The following is a 19845-nucleotide window of genomic DNA, read 5'->3' as shown; positions in this document are numbered from 1 at the left end:
CCCATGACCCTGGCCCCCGTACAAGAGGTCGTGACGACATCCCGTCGCGATGCGAAAATGGTGCAGCGCCATGCCGACTGGAAGCCCAGCGTGCTGGCCTTCCTGCTGCCTTTCCTGGCCCTCGTCAGTTTCGGCCTGTGGGTGTTCGAGCCGAACCCGACGCCGCTGGGCTGGACGCTGTCGGTCATCTGGTCGCTGCCCGCCATCGGTGTCATGGTGGGCTTCCAGGGCGTCCTGCTGATCCGCCGCCGACTGCGCAAGGCGCACGAGATGGTCCCGCCGGCGCCGGTGGAGGAGGACTTCCTCATCGTGCTCGTGCCGACCATCGGCCGCCACGACACGTACCCGGCCCTGGAGCGCTCGGTCCTCAGCTACGTGGAACACCTTCCCCCGTACTTCCCGCTCATGCGGGTCGACGTGCTCACGGAGGAGGGCTGCGAGGCGGCCGAGCGGATCGACGACCTGGCCGCGATGAACTCCCTGATCCGCGTGGTCACCGTGCCGAAGGTGTACGAGACGGCGAACGGGACGCGGTTCAAGGCCCGCGCGAACCACTACGCGCACGAGCTGCGGATCGACGAGGGCGAGGCCCTCGACGACGTCTGGGTGCTGCACATGGACGACGACACCGGGGTCGGCCCCGACACCGCCGCGTCCATGGCCCAGTTCATCAACCGCCAGCGCCGGGACGGCGACGAGGGCAAGCACATGGCGCAGGGCATCCTCGCGTACCCGCGCGAGAACGCCGTGAACCGCTTCACCTGGCTCGCCGACGCGGTCCGGCCCGCCGACGACATAGCCCGGTTCCGGGCCTTCACCGGTCTCGGCACCCCCGTCGCCGGCGTGCACGGCGAACTGCTGCTGCTCCGCGCCTCCATCGAGGCGACGATCGGCTGGGACTTCGGCCCGAAGGCCATCGTCGAGGACGCCCAGCTGGCGCTGACGTTCTGCCGCAAGTACCCCGGCCGCAGCGACTGGTTCAACGGCCGCTGCTACGGCGCCTCCCCGGCCACCACCAGGGACTTCATCAAGCAGCGCGAGCGCTGGGCGTGGGGGCTGGTCGCACTCTGCTTCAATCGCACGGTGCCGTTCCGGTACCGCTGGTTCCTGATGCTGTGCATGGTCAGCTGGGTCCTCGGCCCGCTCCAGCACGTCGCGACCGTGCTCCTCGTGGCCTGGTTCATCGGCGACTTCAACACCTCGCCCGTGACCCAGTCCGTCGTGATCATGTGGTCGCTCAGCTTCGCGTACGTCATCTGGACGTACTGGGAGGGACTGCGGCTCAACGCCCTGGTCTCGGCGAACGGCAAGCGCCGCTGGTGGGAGCCGTTCGCCGTGCTCGGCCTCATCCCGTTGTTCTCCGTGCTGGAGGGACTCGGCGGCCTGCGCGGGCTGATCAAGTTCATCAAGCGCGAGGAGAACAAGTTCGTCGTCATCGCCAAGCCCGCATGAGAAACCGAGAGTCCCTCGTGAAGAACGAGAAGAACGAGAAGAACGACGAGAGCCGGAAGGACCGGGCCGGGAAGACGAAGCGTTCCAAGGTCCCGCTGCTCGCGATCCTCCCGGTGACCGTGACCTCCCTGGTCCTCGGCCTGCCGTTCGTCCTCGGCGACCACCCGCTGCGCTGGAGGTCGGGCTCCGCCAAGCCGATCCTGGTCCTGCACGACTCCACCCCCTCGAAGGGCGGTGACGGCACCGTCCTCGCCGGCGGGGGAGGCGGTGCGGCCGAGCCGGCCAAGCCCGCCGCGCCCGCGCTGAAGGTGGACAAGCCCTGGAAGACCGGCATGCCCGAGTGGGGCGTCCAGATCTTCTGGGAGGACAAGAAGGAGCACAGCGACGCGTACGTCGAGAAGAAGGCGCGGGAGCAGGCCGACTACCTCGTCGGACTGAAGGCCAACGCGGTCGCGGTCTCGTTCCCCTTCTACACGGAGGGCCGCACTTCGACGAAGCTCGCGGCGGGCCGCAGCACCCCGACGCCCGAGCACCTCGACACGGTCCTGCGCGTCTTCCACGAAGCGGGACTGCGCACCACCGTCCGCCCGACCCTGGACGAGGCGTCGCTCGTCCCGCCGGAGGGCTGGCGCGGCAACATCAAGCCGACCGACAAGGAGGCCTGGTTCGATTCGTACGAGGCCCTGCTCGGCCCGTACCTCGACGTGGCCCAGCGGCAGCAGGCGGCGACCTTCGTGATCGGCACGGAGCTGAACTCGATGGAGGGCCACCCGGGCTGGAAGGGCCTGATGGCGGCGGCCGAGAAGCGGTTCAAGGGTGAGGTGTCCTACGACGCGAACTGGGACAACTATGTGGGCGGCCACATCGACGTGCCCGTCAAACGGCTCGGGGTCGACGCGTACTTCCCCGTCAAGGTCGCCGACGACGCACCCGTCGACCAGCTCGTCGACGGCTGGAACACCTGGCTGAACAAGAAGGCCAAGGGCCCGCTGTCGCGGATCGTGCTCGCCGAGGCGGGCATCAGCGCCATGGACGGCGCCTTCCACGCACCCGGCGACTTCTACACGAAGCGCAAGGTGAACCCCGCGGTGCAGGCCAACTGGTACAAGGCGGTCTGCCAGGTCGTCCAGGAGCGGAAGATGGCCGGCGTCTACTGGTGGTCGGTGTACTTCGACTCCGATCCCAAGGCCGCGCCCAAGGAGGAGGAGTCCCGGCTCAACTTCGCGGGGCGCCCGGACACCGAGCGCGAGATCCGCTCCTGCTTCGGCTCCGACTACGCGGGCCCGGGCACTGATCCAACGCCGTGATGGGTTGTGTCCCGAGTTGTCCGGAGTGTCGCACATCACGTTTTCGGCCGGGTTGGCCGATCCGATACCCCTCGCCGAGCACGGATGATGGAAGGCATGTACGTCCCGCCCGTCGCCTCGGCGCTCGACCGGGCCGCGGCCGCCGGCCGCCGGCTCGCCGCGAGCTGGGCCGGGTCACCCCGGGCGCTTGACGTGCTCACCGCAGTCAGCTGCCTGGCACTGATGGCGCTGGACCTGCCCGGTCTGGCCGCCGCGGACAACTCGCTCAGCGGTCCGATGGCCGCCGTCGTACTCGCCGCCGGGTGCTCCGCCCTGGTGGTGCGGCGCCGGGCGCCCTGGATCTCCTACCTCACCGCGCTGCTCTTCATCGGCTGGCTGCACGAGCTGACGCTGATCCAGTTCGCGCTCTACTCGGTCGGCCGCTACCGGGGGCGGCGGCCCGCCGTCCTGGCCACCCTGGGGTACATCGCCTTCGCGCTGATCGTCTTCTGCGTGCCGGGCTGGCCGGAACCGCACGCCCGGACGCTCAGCGCCTTCCTCAGCCTCGTCGTGCCGATCGGGGTGCTCGCCTCGGCCGTCGGCATCGCCGCCTACCGGCACGACCTGGTGCGCGAGCTGGCCGCCCGGCGCGCCGAGTCGGCCGTGCTCCAGGCCGTCCAGCAGGAGCGCACCTCGGTCGCCCGCGACGTCCACGACTTCGTCGGCCGCGAGCTGACCCTGCTGACGGTGCGCTCCGAGGTGCTGTCGACGCGGTCGCGCGAGACGGCGTACGCGAAGGACTTCGAGGAGCTCGCCGACACCGCGCGCCGGGCCCATCTCGTGCTCAACGAGATCATCGTGCAGCGCGGGGAGCGGGCCTCGACCCCGGGGGTGGACGGGCTGCCGGCCCTCGCGGAGGAGAGCGGACGGGCCGGTTCGCCCGTACGGCTGGCCCTGGATCCGCAGGTGCACGGGCTGTCTCCGCTGCGGCAGGCCGCGGTCTACCGGGTGGTGCAGGAATGCCTGACCAACGCGGCCAAGCACGCCTGCGGCGAGACCATCGACGTGTCCATCGAGGCGGACGGCCCGCAGCTGCGGATCGCGGTCCGCAACGGCCTGCCCGTCCGGACGCCGGTGCGGGCCCCCGTCTCGGCGGGCTCGGGCACGGCGAGCATGTCCGAGCGCGTGCGCAGCCTGGGCGGATCCCTGACGGCGACGCGCACGGAGGACTCGTACACGGTCGTGGCCACCCTCCCTCGGGGGTAGCCACCCGTCAGGCCTCAGGCCTTCGCCGGGACCAGCAGGCCGTTCAGCGTGTCCAGGTCCTCCACGCACCGGCCCGAGCCCAGCGCCACGCAGTCCAGCGGGGCGTCGGCGACGAAGACCGGGATCCCCGTCGCGGAGGCCATCCGCAGGTCCAGCCCCGGCAGCAGGGCCCCGCCGCCGGTCAGCACGATGCCGTGCTCCATCACGTCGCCCGACAGCTCGGGCGGGCACTCCTCCAGGGTGGTGCGCACCGCGGCGATGATCGCCTCGACCGGCTCGTCGAGGGCGGCCCGTACGTCCGTCGCCCCCAGCGAGAGCGTCTTCGGCATGCCGCCGACCCGCTCCCGCCCCCGCACGGTGAAGGTCCGCGTCTCCAGCTCCGGCCGGTCCGGCACCGGCCAGGCCGATCCGATGCCGACCTTGATGTCCTCGGCGGTGCGCTCCCCGATGAGCAGCCCGTGCTCCTTGCGCACGTAGTCCATGATCGCGCCGTCCAGCCGGTCCCCGCCGACCCGCAGCGACTGCGAGGTGACGATCCCGCCGAGCGAGATGACCGCGACCTCGGTGGTGCCGCCGCCGATGTCCACCACCATCGAGCCGCGCGGCTCGGCCACCGGCAGGCCCGCGCCGATCGCCGCCGCCATCGGCTCCTCGATCAGGTGGACGGCTTTGGCCCCGGCCCGCGTCGAGGCGTGGACGATGGCCCGCCGCTCGACGGGGGTCACCCCGGAGGGCACGCAGATCACCATCCGGGTGCGCGGCCGCCGCCCCGGCACGGCCTTGCGGACGAAGTGCCGGATCATCTCCTCGGCGGCTTCGTAGTCGCAGATCACCCCGTCCTTCAGGGGGCGGATCGCGGTGATGGAGCCGGGGGTGCGGCCGATGGTCTCCTTGGCCTCGGTCCCCACGGCCAGGGCCGTGGTGGTGCCCGCCTTCACGGCGACCACGGACGGCTCATTGAGGACGATGCCGTGCCCCCGGGCGTAGACCAGGGTGTTCGCGGTCCCCAGGTCGATCCCTATGTCGCGGCTGGAAGCGGACTTGTTGGTGCTGGCCTGCGGCATTTGTTCCCCTATCTCCTGCCCGCAAGGCTTGCATAACGATCCGGTCGCAACGGCCGCCGAACGTCCTGAAACGGCCGGGTCGAAAGTCCCCGGGCCCCCCGTCCGTAGACTGGGCCCGTGAGTGAGCAGCAGCCCGAGAGCAACGGACCCGACGACCGCGACGAGACCACGGAGGTCTTCGAACGGATCGTGGCCGAAGAGTCCGACCGCGACCCCGACCTGGCGGTGATCGAGGCCGGCAGCCGCACCCTGCGCGCCCAGGCCGGACCGCCCCAGGGCGACCCGGTACCGTCGCAGCCCCTCGACCCGGAGGTGGCGCGGGCGCTCCAGGAGGTGGAGCAGGAGCTCTCCACCCGCTGGGGCGAGACCAAGCTGGAGCCGTCCGTCACGCGGATCGCCGCGCTGATGGACGTCCTGGGTGAACCGCAGCACGCCTACCCCTCCATCCACGTGACCGGCACCAACGGCAAGACCAGCACCGCGCGCATGATCGAGGCCCTGCTGAACGCCTTCGAGCTGCGCACCGGCCGCTACACCAGCCCGCACGTGCAGTCGGTCACCGAGCGGATCAGCCTCGACGGGGCCCCGATCAGCGCCGAGCGCTTCATCGAGACGTACTACGACATCAAGCCGTACGTGGAGATGGTCGACTCCTCCGAGGAGTTCCGGCTGTCCTTCTTCGAGGTGCTCACCGGCATGGCGTACGCGGCCTTCGCGGACGCACCCGTAGACGTGGCCGTCGTCGAGGTCGGCATGGGCGGCACCTGGGACGCGACCAACGTGATCGACGGCGCGGTCGCGGTGGTCACCCCGATCAGCCTGGACCACACGGACCGGCTCGGCGCGACGCCCGGCGACATCGCCCAGGAGAAGGGCGGCGTCATCAAGCAGGACGCCACCGTGATCCTGGCGCAGCAGCCGGTGGACGCGGCGCAGGTGTTGCTGAAGAAGGCCGTCGAGGTCGACGCGACGGTGGCTCGCGAGGGCATGGAGTTCGGCGTCGTCTCGCGCGAGGTGGCGGTCGGCGGGCAGATGCTGACGCTGCGCGGCGTGGGCGGCGAGTACGACGGCATCTTCCTGCCGCTGTACGGGGCCCACATGGCGCACAACGCGGCGGTGGCGCTGGCGGCGGTCGAGGCCTTCTTCGGGGTCGGCGCGCAGCAGTCGCGGGAGCTGGACCTGGAGACCGTACGCAGGGCCTTCGCCTCGGTGACCTCGCCGGGCCGGATGGAGGTCGTACGGCGCAGCCCGACGGTGGTCCTGGACGCGGCGCACAACCCGGCGGGCGCGCAGGTCACCGCGGAGGCGGTGACCGAGGCCTTCGGGTTCAGCCGGCTGATCGGGGTCATGGCCGCGAGCGAGGGCAAGGACGTCAAGGGGGTCCTGGAGGCCTTCGAGCCGATCTTCGCGGAGATCGTCGTCACGGAGAACTCCAGCCACCGGGCGCTGTCCGCGGACGCGCTGGCGGCCGTGGCGGTCGAGGTCTTCGGGCCGGACCGGGTACAGGTGGAGCCGCGGCTGGACGACGCCCTGGAGGCGGCGATCACCCTCGCGGAGGAAGAGGCCGAGTACGGAGGGGCCGGAGTCCTGGTGACCGGTTCCGTGATCACGGTGGGCGAGGCCCGCCTGCTGCTGAAGAGGGGCTGAGGGATGCGCACGCTGTGTGCTTCGACGCTGATCGGCGAGTTCTTCGTGATCGGTTTCGCGGGGCTGGTGGCCATGAAGAACCCGGATCTGACCCAGGCCACGGTGTGGACGGTCTGCGGGATCGCCATGCTGCTGTCGGTGCTGCTGTGCGGGATGCTGTCGCGTCCGGGCGCGGTCCAGATCGGCTGGGCGCTGCAGATCGGGCTGATCCTGAGCGGGTTCGTCGTCCCGATGATGTTCTTCCTCGGTGCGGTGTTCGCGGGTCTGTGGTGGTGCTCGGTGCACTACGGCGCCAAGATCGACGCGGTCAAGGCCCGCTGGGCGGCCCAGAACGAGGCCCAGGCCTGAGGCGGCGCGGCCCCGGCCGCCCGGGGCCCGGGGCTCCGCGCAGGGGCCCCGCTGACTCCCTGTAGCCTCGTCGGACCGCACCCGTATGCCGCAAGGAGCCGCAACATGACCCAGCGCACGCTCGTCATCCTCAAGCCCGACGCCGTCCGTCGAGGCCTGATCGGCGAGATCATCGGCCGCATCGAGCGGAAGGCCGGCTGGACCGTTCCCGCACTGGAGCTGCGCACGCTGGACCAGGAGACCCTGGAGGCGCACTACGGCGAGCACAAGGGCAAGCCCTTCTACGAGCCCCTCATGGGCTTCATGGCGAGCGGCCCGGTCGTGGTCCTCGTGGCGGAAGGGGAACGCGTGATCGAGGGTGTCCGCCAGTTGGCCGGACCCACTGACCCGATCGCCGCGGCTCCTGGCTCCATCCGGGGGGATTTCGGCACCATCACCCGGGAGAACCTGATCCACGCCTCGGACTCCGAGGAGTCCGCCGAGCGCGAGCTGAAGCTGTTCTTCCCCGCCCTGTGATGAGCCCTTCCTGACGTAACATCAGCCGAATAGCGCTCATGACCTGGGGCGACCGAAGTAATTTCGGTCGCCCCTCGGTATTACCGGGCGCGAGCGGGAACGCATGTGCAGGACACGTCGTCACCACTAGGGGGCGGGTTTCCGTTCCGGCGGGATTGCCGGAGTCCCGTCGCGCGGTGTTCATACTTGCGGCACTACGATGGGGCCTCCACCCACACACCCACCTCGCCGACCTGACAGCAGCCGCTATCAACTGGAAGGCCAGACGCTCCTCATGGGGAACAAGGGGAACAACATGTCGTTCATCGGCCGTGACATGGCGATCGACCTCGGGACCGCCAACACGCTGGTGTACGTGAGGGGCCGGGGGATCGTCCTGAACGAGCCGTCCGTGGTCGCCATCAACACGAACACCGGCGGCATCCTGGCGGTCGGCTCCGAGGCGAAGAAGATGATCGGCCGGACGCCCGGCAACATCGTCGCCGTACGGCCCCTCAAGGACGGCGTGATCGCCGACTTCGAGATCACCGAGCGTATGCTCCGGTACTTCATCCTCAAGATCCACAAGCGCCGCTACCTGGCCCGTCCGCGCGTCGTGGTCTGCGTCCCCTCCGGTATCACCGGAGTGGAGCGCCGCGCCGTCATCGAGGCGTCCACGCAGGCCGGCGCCCGCCAGGTGCACATCATCGAGGAGCCCATGGCCGCCGCCATCGGCTCGGGCCTGCCCGTCCACGAGGCCACCGGCAACATGGTCGTGGACATCGGCGGCGGCACCACCGAGGTCGCCGTCATCTCCCTCGGCGGAATCGTCACGGCGCAGTCCATCCGGGTGGCCGGCGACGAGCTCGACAACGCGATCATCCAGCACATCAAGAAGGAGTACTCGCTCCTCCTCGGCGAGCGCACCGCCGAGCAGATCAAGATCACCATCGGGTCGGCCTACGACCTCGACAAGGACGAGCACACCGAGATCCGCGGCCGGGACCTGGTCTCCGGCCTCCCGAAGACGGTCGTGATCTCCGCCGCCGAGGTCCGCAAGGCCATCGAGGAGCCGGTCAACGCCATTGTCGACGCGGTCAAGACGACGCTCGACAAGTGCCCGCCCGAGCTCTCCGGCGACATCATGGACCGCGGCATCGTGCTCACCGGCGGCGGCGCCCTGCTGCGCGGGCTCGACGAGCGGCTGCGCCGCGAGACGGGCATGCCGATCCACATCGCCGAGGACCCGCTCGACTCCGTCGCCCTCGGCTCCGGCAAGTGCGTGGAGGAGTTCGAGGCGCTCCAGCAGGTTCTGGACGCCCAGCCCCGGCGCTGATAAAGACCCCCCTCCGGGGGCCATGCGGAATACAAGGATCCGCCGTACGGGTGCTGCCGCGCCCGTGCGGCGGATCGTTGATATACAGACGAAGAAGTTTCCGACGAGGAAGGCACGGCCGCCGCACGTGAGGGACACACGAGAAAGCCGGCTGCTCCTGGTGCTCCTGATCGCCATCGCGTTCGCATTGATCACGGTGGACATCAGGGCAGGCGAGGAGTCTCCGGTCGACGGCGCCCGGCAGGCCGCCGCAGCGGTCTTCGGCCCGGTCGAGAAGAGCGTCGCGACCGCGGTCGACCCCGTCGCCAACGCCATAGGGGCCGTACGGGACTCCGGCGAACGCCACAACCGCATCGCCACGCTGGAGCGCGAGAACGCCGCCCTGAAGGCGAAGCTGGGCAGCGACGACCAGACCCGCAGCCGGATCCACGAGCTCGACGAGATGCTCAAGCGGGCCGGCGCAGGACAGTACGGAATCAAGGGCGCCGAGGTCATCGCCATAGGAGCGGCCCAGGGCTTCTCCTGGACCGTCACCATCGACGCCGGCAGCAAGGACGGCATCGAGCGGGACATGACCGTGCTCAACGGGGAGGGACTCGTCGGCCGGGTCGCCACCGTGGGCCCCGACACCGCCACCGTCGTCCTCGCCAACGACCCCGACTTCACCGTGGGCACCCGCCTGGAGAAGACCGGCGAGCTGGGCTTCGCCACCGGACAGGGCGACCGCGCCCTGTCCGTCCAGATGCTCAACGGCAAGGCCAAGGTCAGCCCCGGCGACCGGCTCGTCACCTTCGGCTCCCGCGGCAACAAGCCGTTCGTGCCCGGCGTCCCGATCGGCGAGGTCGTCAAGGTCGACCCCTCGCGCGGCGACCTGACCCGCACCATCTGGGTCCGCCCGTTCGTCGGCTTCTCGCGCCTGGACATCGTCGGCGTCGTCGTCATGCCGCCGCGCGAGGACCCGCGCGACGCCGTACTGCCCCCCAAGCCCGAGGTGAAGCCCACCCCGACGGTCACGGTCACGGTCACCCCGTCCCCGTCCGCCGGGGTGTCCGGCAAGCCGGCCGACGAGTAGGAGCTGACCGTCATGCGCTTCAACCGGATCCTGCTCTCGGCCACGCTCGTCGTGGTCGCCCTCGTCGTCCAGGTCTCCGTCCTGGGCCGGCTGCAACTGCCCGGCGCCGTACCCGACCTGGTCCTGCTCACCGTCGTCGCCCTCGCCCTCGTCTACGGGCACCTCAGCGGCGCGCTCATCGGCTTCGCCGCCGGACTCCTCGCCGACCTGGCCCCGCCCGCCGACCACGCCGCCGGGCGGTACGCGCTCGTGCTCTGCGTCATCGGGTACGCCGCCGGGCTGGCCCGCCCCGACTCCGGGCGGTTCCGCTCCGCCTGGGGCCCGATGATGACCGTCGTCGCCGCCGCGATCGGCTCCACCCTGCTCTACGCAGGGGTGGGCGCCCTCGTCGGCGACACGGCCGCCCGCCACGTCGGGCTCACCGGGCTGCTGTTCACCGCGACCCTCTACGACCTGCTGCTCGCCCCGTTCACCGTGCCGTTCATCATGGCGCTGGCCCGGCGCGCGGAGAACGACCCGATGGCCGTCGAGGCGAACGGCGGCCCGGCCAAGGCCGCCGACGTGTCCTCCGGCTGGCTCGCCGGCGGCACCGGCCTGCGCATCGGCAGCCAGCGCGGCGGCCTGCGGCGCGGGCTCGCGCGCGGCCGCGCCAACAAGGCCGGCCGGATAAAGGGCGTCAAGGCGATCAAGAGTGTGAAGAGCGTCAAGAAGCTGTAGGGAGGAGCAGGCGTGACCAACAATCCGGAGACCGGCCGCACCCCGCGGGTGCACATCCGGCTGATGATGATCCAGGTCCTCGTCTTCTCCACGCTGTTCACCCTCGGCGGCCGGCTCTGGTTCCTCCAGATCCGCGACGGCGCGGAGTACTACCACGAGGCGAAGAGCAACCACGTCCAGCGGGTCGTCCAGCCGGCCGTGCGCGGCTCGATCCTCGACGCCCGCGGGATTGCGCTCGCCGACAACGAGACCCGCCTGGTCGTCTCCGCCAGCCGCACCAAGCTCATGAAGATGAAGGACAAGGGCAAGGGCGTCATGACCCGTCTCGCCGACGTCCTGGACATGAGCCCCAAGGAGGTCATGGAAAAGGTCCGGCTCTGCGACTCCCAGACCCCCGCGCCCTGCTGGAACGGCTCCCCGTACCAGCCGATTCCGGTCACGCTCGAAGCCACCACGCAGCAGGCGCTGCAGCTGCGCGAACGCCCCGAGGAGTTCCCCGGCATCACCGCGGAGCCCACCGCCGTCCGCCGCTACCCGGCCCCCGGCGGGGCCCGCACGGCGCAGGTGCTCGGCTACCTCTCGCCGGTCACCGACGACGAGATCCAGAAGGCCAAGGACACCGACTCGCCGCATCTGCGCTCCGACCAGGTCGGCCGCTCGGGGATCGAACGCACCTACGACAAGCAGTTGCGCGGCAAGGCGGAGGTCACCTCGTACGAAGTCGACAACCTCGGCCGGGTCATGGACCAGACCAAGTCCGACCCGGGCGTGGCCGGGGCCACCCTCGTCACCAGCATCGACGCCCGGGTCCAGGCCGTCGCCGAGTACGAGCTCCAGCAGGCGATGAAGACGGTCCGCAACGAGACCGACAACATCACCGGCCGCAAGTACGAGGCCGACTCGGGCGCAGTCGTCGTCATGGAGGCCAAGACCGGCCGGGTCGTCGCGATGGCCTCCCAGCCCGACTACGACCCCAACGCCTGGGTCGGCGGCATTTCCGGCAAGGACTACGCCAGGCTCACCAGCAAGAACTCCAACTACCCGCTGCTGAACCGGGCCATCCAGGGCCAGGCCCCCGCCGGCTCCATCTTCAAGGTGGTGTCGGCGAGCGCCGCCGTGCGGGCCGGCTACGACTTCGACGGCAAGTACAACTGCAGCGCCTCCTACAACATGGGCGGCCGGAGTTTCGCGAACTTCGAGTCCAAGGGGCACGGCCCCATCACCCTGGGCGAAGCCCTCAAGTTCTCGTGCAACACCGTCTTCTACGCCCTCGGGCACAAGGAGTGGCAGCGCGACGGCGGCCTCACGCCCAAGAAGGACGCCCACGACTGGTTCTACCGGACCGCCCGGGAGTTCGGACTCGGTGCCGAGACCGGCGTCGACCTGCCGAACGAGGTGACCGGCCGTATCCCCGACCGCAGGTGGAAGCAGAGCTTCTGGAAGGCCAACAAGGACTCCTGGTGCAAGCAGGGCAAGAAGGGCGGCACCTACGTCGAGCAGATCGCCTACGAGAGCTGCCTCGAAGGCAATCAGCTGAAGGCCTACGACAGCATCAACTTCGCCATCGGGCAAGGCGACGTACTCGTCACCCCCATCCAGATGGCCACCGCCTACTCCGCGATCAGCAACGGGGGCACCCTTTACGACCCCACGGTCGGCAAGGCCGTGATCAGCCCCGACGGCAAGCACGTGGAGATGATCAAGCCGCAGGCGCACGGGAGGCTGCCGATCGACGCCAAGACCATCGGCAACCTGGACAAGGGCCTGCGCATGGTCGTCGAGCCCGGCGGCACCGCCGCCTGGCGGTTCATGGGCTGGCCGATGGACAAGATCCCGATGCACGCCAAGACCGGCACCGCCCAGGTCTACGGCAAGCAGACCACGTCCTGGCTGGCGACCTACACCAAGGACTTCACGATCGTCATGACGATCTCCCAGGGCGGCACCGGCTCCGGAGCCTCCGGCCCCGCCGTCCGCAACCTCTACAACGCCATCTACGGTCTCGACATGGAGGGCAAGCAGGACCTGAAGAAGGCCCTGCTGCTGGGACCGGAGACCAAACTGCCCAAGATCGACCCCGACGGCTCCATCGATGCCCCCGACATCAAGCCGTACGTGCCCCTGTCCCCGGAGGAACCGGTGCCCGCGCTCGCCGGTCCCCCCGCCCCGCCCGCCGCGCGGCAGGACTGAGACCCGATGCAAACCGCCAACAAGTTCTCCGTATCCCGGTACGCGCCCGAGCGCGGCGCGATGGCCAAGCTGACCTCGCGCGACTCGGTGCTGCGCCGGCTCGACTGGCCGATTCTCCTCTCGGCGCTCGCCCTGTCCTTCATCGGCGCCCTGCTGGTGTGGTCGGCGACCCGCAACCGCACCCAGCTCAACCAGGGCGACCCGTACTACTTCCTGGTCCGGCACGCCCTGAACACGGGCATCGGCCTCGTGCTGATGATCGGCACCGTCTGGCTCGGCCACCGCACCCTGCGCGGCGCCGTGCCGATCCTGTACGGGCTCTCCCTGGTGCTGATCCTCGCCGTGCTCACCCCGCTCGGCGCCACCATCAACGGCGCCCACGCGTGGATCGTGATCGGCGGCGGGTTCTCGCTCCAGCCCTCGGAGTTCGTGAAGATCACGATCATCCTGGTCATGGCCATGCTGCTGGCCACCCGGGTGGACGCGGGCGACCTCGTCCACCCCGACCACCGCACCGTGGTCAAGGCGCTGTGCCTGGCCGCCGCGCCGATGGGCATCGTCATGCTGATGCCCGACCTCGGCTCCGTCATGGTCATGGTCGTCATCGTGCTCGGCGTCCTGCTCGCCTCCGGCGCCTCCAACCGCTGGGTGGTGGGGCTGATGGGCTCCGGCGCGGCCGGGGCCGTCCTGATCTGGCAGCTCGGCGTGCTCGACGAGTACCAGATCAACCGCTTCGCCGCCTTCGCCAACCCCGAACTCGACCCCGCCGGCGTCGGCTACAACACCAACCAGGCGCGGATCGCGATCGGCTCCGGCGGACTGACCGGCTCCGGGCTCTTCAAGGGCTCGCAGACCACCGGCCAGTTCGTGCCCGAGCAGCAGACCGACTTCGTCTTCACGGTGGCGGGGGAGGAGCTGGGCTTCCTCGGCGCCGGGCTGATCCTGGTCCTGCTCGGCATCATCCTCTGGCGGGCTTGCATGATCGCCCGGGAGACCACCGAGCTGTACGGGACGATCGTGTGCGCCGGGATCATCGCCTGGTTCGCCTTCCAGGCCTTCGAGAACATCGGGATGACCCTCGGGATCATGCCGGTGGCGGGGCTACCGCTGCCGTTCGTCTCCTACGGAGGCTCATCGATGTTCGCGGTGTGGGTGGCGGTCGGACTGCTGCAGTCGATCAGGGTGCAACGGCCGATGTCGGCCTAGCGGGGCCGATCTTCGGCCGGTTCCGCCGTCGATTCCCCCGTTCACCCTGCCGTGGTGATCCGTTCAGGACTAAGTTCAATGCATGGCGGACACGAAACGCGAGATCGAGCGCAAATTCGAGTTCACGACGAGCAAGGCCGCGCGCCGCGGAGTCCCGGACCTGACCGGCACGGCCGCGATCGCGGCCGTCGCCGACCAGGGCACCGTCGACCTCGACGCGGTCTACTACGACACCCCCGACCAGCGGCTCGCCGCCGACGGCCTCACCCTCCGGCGGCGCACCGGCGGGGCGGACGCCGGCTGGCACCTCAAACTGCCCGTCTCCCCGGGCGTGCGCGACGAGGTCGCCGCCCCCCTCAGCGACACCGTCCCGCGCGCCCTCGCCGCCCTCGTCCGCTCCCGGGTCCGCGACCTCGCCCTGGAACCGCAGGTCCGGCTGGTCTCCTCGCGCAGCTTGACCCACCTCCTCGACGCGGAGGGCGCCCTGCTCGCGGAGCTCTCCACCGACGCCGTCCGCGCCGAACGGGACGAGGCCGCCGCGGCCTGGACCGAGGTCGAGGTCGAACTCGCCGACGGAGTCGACCCCGCGCTCCTCGACGCCGTCGAGAAGAAGTTCCGCAAAGCCGGGCTCAAGGTCTCCGACGCCCCCTCCAAACTCGCCCGCGCCCTCGCCGAGACGGGCGCCGAACCGCCGGCCCGGCCCGGGCCCGCCGCCGCCGAGGGCACCGCGGGCGCGCTGGTCCTCTCGTACCTGGGCGAACAGCGCGACGCGCTCGTCGCCCAGGACCCCGCCGTCCGGCGCGGCCTGCCCGACTCCGTCCACCAGATGCGGATCGCCTGCCGCCGGATGCGCAGCGCCTTCAAGACGCACCGCAAGGTCCTCGACCGCGCCGCCACCGACCCGCTCGGCGAGGAGCTCCGCTGGCTGGCCGCCGAACTCGGTCTCGACCGGGACCAGGAAGTCCTCTTCGACCGCATCCAGACCCACGTCACCGAGCTGCCCCGCACCCTCGTGGTCGGGCCCGTCCGCGGCCGCCTGCGGACGTGGAACAACGCCCGCCGCTCGGCGACCCGGCGCCACGCGCTCGCCGCCCTCGACGCCAAACGGTACGCGGCCCTGCTCGACGCCCTCGACGCGCTGCTGGCCGACCCGCCCCTGCTCCCCGGCGCGGCCGAGCCAGCCGCCCAGGCCCTGCCCAAGGCCGTCCGAAAGGACTACGAACGACTCGCCACCCGGGTCGCCGGCGCCCTGGACCTGGATCCGGGCGACCCCCGCGACCTGGCCCTCCACGAGGCCCGCAAGGCCGCCAAACGCGCCCGCTACGCGGCGGAGGCGGCCACCCCCGAGCTCGGCAAACCGGCAAAACAGCTGGCCAAGGCCATGAAATCGGTCCAGGGCCTGCTCGGTGACCACCAGGACAGCGTCGTCGCCCGCGAGGCCCTGCGCGGCATCGGCGCCCAGGCGGCCGGAGCCGGGGAGTCCGCTTTCACCTGGGGAGTGCTCTACGCCCGCGAAGAAGCCCTGGCCGCACAGCGTGAGCGGGAGCTTCCGGACGTATGGGGGCAAGCCGCTTACCCCTCGTTCCGGGCGGAGTCCGGCTCCTAGGAAGCGATCATGGCGGCAGGAGGCGGCTGCGCCTCGGGTTACGCTTGAGAGTCGCCCCCTGCCAGCTTCACGAAAGTCGCGTGATGTCCGAGTCGGTCTTCCCACAGCTCGAAGCTCTGCTCCCGCATGTGCAGAAGCCCATCCAGTACGTCGGCGGTGAACTCAACTCCACCGTCAAGCCGTGGGATTCGTGTGACGTCCGCTGGGCGCTCATGTACCCGGACGCGTACGAGGTCGGGCTGCCCAACCAGGGCGTCATGATCCTCTACGAGGTGCTGAACGAGCGCGAGGGCGTGCTCGCGGAGCGCACCTACAGCGTGTGGCCGGACCTCGAAGAACTGATGCGCGAGCACAAGGTGCCGCAGTTCACCGTGGACAGTCACCGCCCCGTTGGCGCCTTCGACGTGTTCGGCCTGTCCTTCTCCACGGAGCTGGGCTACACGAACATGCTCACGGCGCTGGACCTGGCGGGCATCCCGCTGGAGGCCAGGAACCGTACGGTCGACCACCCCATCGTCCTCGCGGGCGGCCACGCGGCCTTCAACCCCGAGCCGATCGCGGAATTCATCGACTGCGCGGTCATCGGCGACGGCGAGCAGGCCGTCCTCGACATGACCGAGATCATCCGCACGTGGAAGGCCGAGGGCCGTCCGGGCGGGCGCGAAGAGGTCCTCTTCCGCCTGGCCAAGACCGGCCAGGTCTACGTGCCGGGCTTCTACGACGTCGACTACCTGCCCGACGGGCGCATCGCGCGCGTCGCGCCGAACAAGTCGGGCGTCCCGTACCGCGTGTCCAAGCACACGGTCATGGACCTCGACGAGTGGCCGTACCCGAAGCAGCCGCTGGTCCCGCTCGCCGAGACCGTCCACGAGCGGATGTCCGTCGAGATCTTCCGCGGCTGCACCCGCGGCTGCCGTTTCTGCCAGGCCGGCATGATCACGCGCCCCGTGCGGGAGCGAAGCATCACCGGCATCGGCGAGATGGTGGAGAAGGGCCTCAAGGCGACGGGCTTCGAGGAGGTCGGCCTGCTCTCGCTGTCCTCCGCGGACCACACCGAGATCGCCGAGATCGCCAAGGGCCTCGCGGACCGCTACACGGACGACAAGGTGGGCCTGTCCCTGCCGTCGACCCGCGTGGACGCGTTCAACGTGGACCTGGCGAACGAGCTGACCCGCAACGGGCGCCGCTCCGGTCTGACCTTCGCCCCCGAGGGCGGCTCCGAGCGCATGCGCAAGGTCATCAACAAGATGGTCTCGGAAGAGGACCTGATCCGGACGGTGGCCACCGCGTACGGCAACGGCTGGCGCCAGGTGAAGCTGTACTTCATGTGCGGCCTGCCGACCGAGACCGACGAGGACGTGCTCCAGATCGGCGACATGGCGGTCAACGTCATCGCCAAGGGCCGCGAGGTCTCCGGCCAGAACGACATCCGCTGCACGGTGTCGATCGGCGGATTCGTGCCGAAGCCGCACACCCCCTTCCAGTGGGCGCCGCAGCTGTCGGCCGAGGAGACGGACGCGCGCCTGACGAAGCTGCGCGACAAGATCCGCGGCGACAAGAAGTACGGCCGCTCGATCGGTTTCCGCTACCACGACGGCAAGCCGGGCATCGTCGAGGGCCTCCTCTCGCGCGGCGACCGTCGCATCGGTGACGTCATCCGCGCCGTGTACGAGTCGGGCGGCCGTTTCGACGGCTGGCGCGAGCACTTCTCGTACGAGCGCTGGATGGAGGCCGCGGAGAAGACGCTGCCGGCCTACGGCGTGGACGTCGCCTGGTACACCACGCGCGAGCGCACGTACGAGGAGGTCCTGCCCTGGGACCACCTGGACTCCGGTCTCGACAAGGACTGGCTCTGGGAGGACTGGCAGGACGCTCTCGACGAGACCGAGGTCGACGACTGCCGCTGGACCCCGTGCTTCGACTGCGGCGTCTGCCCGCAGATGGACACCCACATCCAGATCGGCCCCACGGGCAAGAAGCTCCTCCCCCTCACCGTGGTGAAGTAACCCTTGGGTCACGAGAGGCCCCCGCCCGCAACGGGTGGGGGCCTCTGCCGTGTCCCTGACTGCATGGAACTGGACGAACGCCCTCCCGGCGGGGGTGGCGACGGATGCCTGGTGGGGGTCATCAGGATCCCCGTCAAGATCGTCGCCGTACTCGTCGTACTACCCGTACGAGTGGTCTGGGAACTGCTCGTCGTCCTGGGCCGGGCCGCGCACCGGCACGTCCTCGGGCCGCTGTACGTCCTCGTCGTCGAGCCGGCGCTCCGGGTGCTCGGCCGGGTGCTGGCCACCCTGCTCAAGCTGGCCCTCGTCTGGCCGTGGGTCGGACTGTGGCGGTACGTGGTCACCCCGGTGGGGCGGGGTGTGGCACGGCTGGGCCGCGGCGCGTACGCGCACCTGCTCGTACCGGTCGGGCGGGTCCTGACCGCCTACGTGTTCCGACCGCTCTGGTCAGCGCTGACCTGGGCCGGCCGGGGCGGGCTGCGGTACCTGCTCGCCCCGCTGGGAAAGGGGGTGGCGTGGGTCGCGTGGGCCCTGGCCATGCTGCTGTTCGTCTGGCCGTGGGTCGGACTGTGGCGGTACGTGCTCGCGCCCGTCGGCCGCGGCCTCGCCCGGCTGGCCGAGGCGGCCTACCGGTACGTGCTCACCCCGCTCGGACACGGCCTCGCGTGGCTGGCCGCCGCGGTGTACCGCAACCTGCTGCGGCCCGTCGGGCTGGGCCTCGTATGGCTGGTGGTGGCGCTGTACCGGTACCTGCTGCGGCCCGTCGGGATCGGCCTCGCCTGGCTGGCTGTCGTCTTGTACCGGTACGTGCTCACCCCGCTCGGGCAGGTCCTCCTCTGGGCATGGCACGTGGCCGGGCGGATCGCCGGAGCCCTGTGGCGCGGGCTCAAGTGGGTCGGCCGGGTACTGGTCGGATGGCCCGCGGCTCAGGTGTACCGGTACGTGCTGACACCTGTCGGACATGTCGTACGCGAGGTGTGGCGCACCGTCCGCACCACCGTCCGCGAGGTCCGGGCCGAGGTGCGAAGGGCGCTGTTCGGGGGGCCCGGCCGGGAACCGGCGAGGTCACAGGCGCGTACTCTGGGTAGTACGACAGCCGAGAGAAACACGCCCGCCCCCGAGCGCTCCCTGCACAAGCAGGGGTGAGCCGGAGGGCACGGCGTGACCCGCCGGCTCACCAGACCTCAGGGCGACGCGCGAGCCGCGGAGCCCCGCACAAGGAGAAGAACCACTGGGCAAGCGACAGCCCGAAGGCCCGCCTCCCGCACCGGTGGTGCAGCGCATTCGACTGCGCTACACCAAGCGCGGCCGCCTCCGGTTCACCAGCCACCGAGACTTCCAGCGCGCGTTCGAGCGGGCCCTGCGCCGTGCCGAGGTGCCCATGGCGTACTCGGCCGGCTTCACCCCGCACCCCCGCGTGTCGTACGCCAACGCCGCGCCGACCGGCACCGGCAGCGAGGCCGAGTACCTGGAGATCGCCCTCGCGGAGCCCCGGGACCCGGAGAAGCTCCGCGAGCTGCTCGACGAGTCGATGCCGCTCGGGCTCGACATCACCGAGGCCGTCGAGGCCCGTACCTCCGGGCTCGCCGACCGGCTGACCGCTTCCGTGTGGGAGCTGCGGCTGGAGGGCGTGGAGGGCGCCGACGCCCAGCGGGCGGTCGAGGCCTTCCTCGCGGCCGAGGCGGTGGAGGTGCAGCGCCGCACCAAGAACGGCATGCGCACCTTCGACACCCGGTCCGCCGTGGTCAGCCTCGAAGTGGTTCCTGCGCCGGCTGATAGGACGCCGGACAGTGCCTGTGCGATACTGCGGCTGGTTGTTCGGCATCTGACACCTGCCGTTCGACCCGACGACGTCCTGTCCGGTCTCCAAGCTGTGGCCGACCTGGCGCCGCCGGTCCCCGCAGCGGTGACCAGGCTGGCGCAGGGGCTCTTCGACGAGGAGTCCGGCACGGTGACCGACCCGCTCGCGCCCGACCGCGAGGCTGTCACGGCCGCCCCACCCACGGCCGCCGTAGCAGCCGACGCGAAGGCGCCGGAAGGTCCCGCCGCGTAGGGATCGTCGTCGTCGCGCAGCCCTGGCACTCGGAGCCACCTGGGTCGGGCCGCGCACTGACCTGAAGACTTCCGCCAGGCCGTACGGACAAGACGTACGGA

The 19845-nt window shown here is 70.5% G+C and carries 16 protein-coding genes; 15 read left to right on the top strand and 1 reads right to left on the bottom strand.

What is annotated here, in order from left to right; genetic code table 11:
- Positions 1–57: 57 nt before the first annotated feature.
- The 3 genes from OG509_RS13645 to OG509_RS13635 all read left to right on the top strand — a co-directional run bounded on the left by OG509_RS13645 (position 58) and on the right by OG509_RS13635 (position 4004).
- Positions 58–1452, top strand: a complete 1395-nt coding sequence (locus OG509_RS13645; RefSeq protein ID WP_406182798.1) for a glycosyltransferase family 2 protein — start codon at positions 58–60, stop codon at positions 1450–1452.
- Positions 1449–2759, top strand: coding sequence for a glycoside hydrolase family 113 (locus tag OG509_RS13640; protein ID WP_406182796.1), 1311 nt, complete (start codon positions 1449–1451; stop codon positions 2757–2759). Before OG509_RS13645 ends, OG509_RS13640 begins: the two co-directional genes overlap by 4 nt.
- A 96-nt stretch (positions 2760–2855) precedes the next feature.
- Positions 2856–4004: a sensor histidine kinase gene (locus tag OG509_RS13635; protein WP_406182794.1), complete on the top strand. Its 1149-nt coding sequence runs from the start codon at positions 2856–2858 to the stop codon at positions 4002–4004.
- A 14-nt stretch (positions 4005–4018) separates the two neighbouring features.
- Here the strand turns inward: OG509_RS13635 and OG509_RS13630 are convergent, their stop codons facing one another.
- The gene (locus OG509_RS13630) at positions 4019–5068 is read right to left on the bottom strand and encodes a rod shape-determining protein (protein WP_406182792.1); all 1050 of its coding nucleotides are present in this window, start codon (positions 5066–5068) and stop codon (positions 4019–4021) included.
- A 117-nt stretch (positions 5069–5185) separates the two neighbouring features.
- On the opposite strand from OG509_RS13630, the gene OG509_RS13625 reads away from it, so the two are divergent.
- From OG509_RS13625 to OG509_RS13570, 12 genes are all read left to right on the top strand, one after another.
- Positions 5186–6715, top strand: coding sequence for a bifunctional folylpolyglutamate synthase/dihydrofolate synthase (locus OG509_RS13625; protein ID WP_406182790.1), 1530 nt, complete (start codon positions 5186–5188; stop codon positions 6713–6715).
- Positions 6716–6718: 3 nt separating this feature from the next.
- Positions 6719–7063, top strand: a complete 345-nt coding sequence (locus tag OG509_RS13620) for a DUF4233 domain-containing protein (protein WP_385583330.1) — start codon at positions 6719–6721, stop codon at positions 7061–7063.
- Positions 7064–7168: 105 nt separating this feature from the next.
- A complete protein-coding gene (gene ndk, locus OG509_RS13615; protein WP_385583333.1) occupies positions 7169–7579 on the top strand; it encodes a nucleoside-diphosphate kinase in 411 nt (136 codons plus the stop codon).
- Positions 7580–7874: 295 nt separating this feature from the next.
- On the top strand, positions 7875–8894 hold the full coding sequence (locus OG509_RS13610) for a rod shape-determining protein (protein ID WP_008738981.1): 1020 nt from the start codon (positions 7875–7877) through the stop codon (positions 8892–8894).
- A gap of 127 nt (positions 8895–9021) precedes the next feature.
- Entirely contained in the window at positions 9022–9966 is a 945-nt protein-coding gene (gene mreC / locus OG509_RS13605; protein ID WP_385583336.1) for a rod shape-determining protein MreC, read from the top strand.
- A gap of 12 nt (positions 9967–9978) precedes the next feature.
- Positions 9979–10683: a rod shape-determining protein MreD gene (mreD, locus tag OG509_RS13600; protein WP_406182789.1), complete on the top strand. Its 705-nt coding sequence runs from the start codon at positions 9979–9981 to the stop codon at positions 10681–10683.
- A 12-nt stretch (positions 10684–10695) separates the two neighbouring features.
- Positions 10696–12873: a penicillin-binding protein 2 gene (mrdA, locus tag OG509_RS13595; protein ID WP_406182788.1), complete on the top strand. Its 2178-nt coding sequence runs from the start codon at positions 10696–10698 to the stop codon at positions 12871–12873.
- A 6-nt stretch (positions 12874–12879) separates the two neighbouring features.
- Positions 12880–14079, top strand: coding sequence for a rod shape-determining protein RodA (rodA, locus tag OG509_RS13590; RefSeq protein ID WP_406182787.1), 1200 nt, complete (start codon positions 12880–12882; stop codon positions 14077–14079).
- Between the two features lie 82 nt (positions 14080–14161).
- Positions 14162–15685 (top strand): CHAD domain-containing protein, encoded by a 1524-nt coding sequence (locus OG509_RS13585; RefSeq protein ID WP_406182786.1) that lies wholly within the window; start codon positions 14162–14164, stop codon positions 15683–15685.
- A gap of 80 nt (positions 15686–15765) precedes the next feature.
- Entirely contained in the window at positions 15766–17691 is a 1926-nt protein-coding gene (locus OG509_RS13580) for a TIGR03960 family B12-binding radical SAM protein (RefSeq protein WP_406182785.1), read from the top strand.
- 63 nt (positions 17692–17754) lie between these two features.
- Complete coding sequence (locus OG509_RS13575; RefSeq protein WP_406182783.1) at positions 17755–18837, top strand: hypothetical protein; 1083 nt, start codon at positions 17755–17757, stop codon at positions 18835–18837.
- A gap of 127 nt (positions 18838–18964) precedes the next feature.
- Entirely contained in the window at positions 18965–19744 is a 780-nt protein-coding gene (locus OG509_RS13570; protein ID WP_406182782.1) for a TIGR03936 family radical SAM-associated protein, read from the top strand.
- Positions 19745–19845 lie beyond the last annotated feature (101 nt).

Origin of the sequence: Streptomyces sp. NBC_01006, from assembly GCF_045162725.1 — a bacterium.
Classification (GTDB): Bacteria; Actinomycetota; Actinomycetes; order Streptomycetales; family Streptomycetaceae; genus Streptomyces.
This window is presented reverse-complemented; position numbering and strand designations above follow the sequence as displayed.

What these genes read in the sequence shown, in the direction of transcription:
- OG509_RS13645 (WP_406182798.1), top strand. Translation starts at nt 58, where the DNA reads ATGGTGCAGCGCCATGCCGACTGGAAGCCCAGCGTGCTGGCCTTCCTG.
- OG509_RS13640 (WP_406182796.1), top strand. Translation starts at nt 1,449, where the DNA reads ATGAGAAACCGAGAGTCCCTCGTGAAGAACGAGAAGAACGAGAAGAAC.
- OG509_RS13635 (WP_406182794.1), top strand. Translation starts at nt 2,856, where the DNA reads ATGTACGTCCCGCCCGTCGCCTCGGCGCTCGACCGGGCCGCGGCCGCC.
- OG509_RS13630 (WP_406182792.1), bottom strand. Translation starts at nt 5,068, where the DNA reads ATGCCGCAGGCCAGCACCAACAAGTCCGCTTCCAGCCGCGACATAGGG.
- OG509_RS13620 (WP_385583330.1), top strand. Translation starts at nt 6,719, where the DNA reads ATGCGCACGCTGTGTGCTTCGACGCTGATCGGCGAGTTCTTCGTGATC.
- ndk (WP_385583333.1), top strand. Translation starts at nt 7,169, where the DNA reads ATGACCCAGCGCACGCTCGTCATCCTCAAGCCCGACGCCGTCCGTCGA.
- OG509_RS13610 (WP_008738981.1), top strand. Translation starts at nt 7,875, where the DNA reads ATGTCGTTCATCGGCCGTGACATGGCGATCGACCTCGGGACCGCCAAC.
- mreD (WP_406182789.1), top strand. Translation starts at nt 9,979, where the DNA reads ATGCGCTTCAACCGGATCCTGCTCTCGGCCACGCTCGTCGTGGTCGCC.
- rodA (WP_406182787.1), top strand. Translation starts at nt 12,880, where the DNA reads ATGCAAACCGCCAACAAGTTCTCCGTATCCCGGTACGCGCCCGAGCGC.
- OG509_RS13585 (WP_406182786.1), top strand. Translation starts at nt 14,162, where the DNA reads ATGGCGGACACGAAACGCGAGATCGAGCGCAAATTCGAGTTCACGACG.
- OG509_RS13575 (WP_406182783.1), top strand. Translation starts at nt 17,755, where the DNA reads ATGGAACTGGACGAACGCCCTCCCGGCGGGGGTGGCGACGGATGCCTG.